This window comes from Pseudomonas sp. GZD-209, assembly GCF_049310485.1.
Taxonomy (GTDB): Bacteria; Pseudomonadota; Gammaproteobacteria; order Pseudomonadales; family Pseudomonadaceae; genus Aquipseudomonas; species Aquipseudomonas sichuanensis.
Genome location: NZ_JBMOWQ010000074.1, coordinates 1 through 1,612, shown reverse-complemented (window position 1 = coordinate 1,612; position 1,612 = coordinate 1). Strand labels below are relative to the sequence as shown.

The following is a 1,612-nucleotide window of genomic DNA, read 5'->3' as shown; positions in this document are numbered from 1 at the left end:
CCGCTCCCACGCCTTACTGTGCCTTGGGGAGCGGGCTTGCCCCGCGATGGCCGGAGATCAGTCCGCCACCGCCTGCAGCTTGCCCACCCGCCGATACGCCTGCCGGGCGAAACACACGAACAGCCCGGCCATCAGCGCCAGCGCCATGGGCAAGCCATGGGGCGCCACATCCATCGCCGCGCCACTGACCAGCGGCCCGACCAGGCTACCCACGCCCCACAGCAAGCCGACACTGGCATTGGCCGTGACCAGGTCCTGCCCTTTGAAGCGCTGGCCGATCAGCACCAGCGCCAAGGTATAGATGCCCCCCGCCACGGCGCCCAGTACCACCAGCAGCGGCCACAGCAGCCAGGTCATCTGCAGCAGCCACGGCAGGCCGATGCCGATACTCATCGCCACCAGCCCGCACACCAGGTGCAGCCCGGTACGCTCGACCCGGTCGGCCAGCCAGCCCAGTGGCAACTGGAAAATCATGTCGCCGGCGAACACCACAGTCACCATCAGTGCCGCCACGCCCACGGCAAAACCATGGCTGGTGGCATACACCGGCAGCAACGACAGCACCACGGCATCGAAGAACGAGAAGAACAGCACCGCCACGCACAGCGCCGGGGCGACGCGGAAGAAGCCGGCCAGGCCGAAGCTCTTCTCGCCTTCCTCGTGTTCGACATGGTCGTTGGGCACGGTGAACAGGATGCACAGCAGGGCCAGGCCATAGCAGGCGGTGACGATGTAGCTGAGCCAGGGGCTGTCGGCGCCGAGCAGCGCCAGCAGCGCCGGCCCCAGCACCTGGAAGCCGGTGAAGCTGGTGGCGTACAGGGCCATGATCTTGCCGCGGTTGTGGTCCGGGCACAGCTCGTTGACCCACGACTCGCCGAGGATGATCGCGATGCCCATGCCGATGCCCAGGCCCAGGCGCAGCAGCGCCAGCCACAGCATCGAGTCGAAGGCCCACTCCAGCAGGGCGATGCTCAGGGTGCACAGGCTGAAGCTGAGAAGGTAGATGGTGCGCCGGGTCAGGTGCTTGCAGCAGGCATCGACCATGAACGCCGAGAGCATCATGCCCGCCGCAGGGATCGCCGAAATGATGCCGATCTCCAGGGTTCCCGCCCCGGCCTCGTGCAGGCGCAACGACACCAGCGGCAGGCTCGCCCCAAGGCTGAAACCCACCACCGACACGGCGAACAACAGGCCCGCCAACAAACGCATGTTCATGTACCACTCCTTGCCCGCCGGCGCGCAGAGGCTATGGCCCTGGCCGGCAGTTGAATCCACTGGAAAATGATCGAACGCAAACGCCCGCCGTCACGCCGGGTAAGGCGCGCAACGCAGGGGCGTGAATCAGTTCAGGGCAAGGTGTGGCGAGAAGGTGAAGGCAAACAGCACGCTGCGCCGACGCTTGAGCACCGTGTCGCTCGGCCACGCGCGGCGCGCTGTCGGGGCGACAGGCTGGCGGGGGGAGCTGAATACATCGGTACGGCGCATCGCTTGAACTACGCAGGTGGAAGAATGGAGGCGGCACTCTAGGCCAGGGGTGGTCGTTCCGTCAATCGCGGGGGAAGCCCGATCCCCCCCCAACCCACCTCCCCAGCGTGGGGGAGAGACTGTCCCC

The 1,612-nt window shown here is 66.9% G+C and carries 1 protein-coding gene; it reads right to left on the bottom strand.

Annotated features, from left to right (window positions below):
- Window positions 1–57: 57 nt before the first annotated feature.
- Window positions 58–1,215 carry an MFS transporter gene (locus ACO6VM_RS10745; protein ID WP_401059705.1) on the bottom strand — a complete coding sequence of 386 codons (1,158 nt, stop codon included), beginning with the start codon at window positions 1,213–1,215 and terminating at the stop codon, window positions 58–60.
- Between the last annotated feature and the right edge of the window lie 397 nt (window positions 1,216–1,612).

What these genes read in the sequence shown, in the direction of transcription:
- ACO6VM_RS10745 (WP_401059705.1), bottom strand. Translation starts at nt 1,215, where the DNA reads ATGAACATGCGTTTGTTGGCGGGCCTGTTGTTCGCCGTGTCGGTGGTG.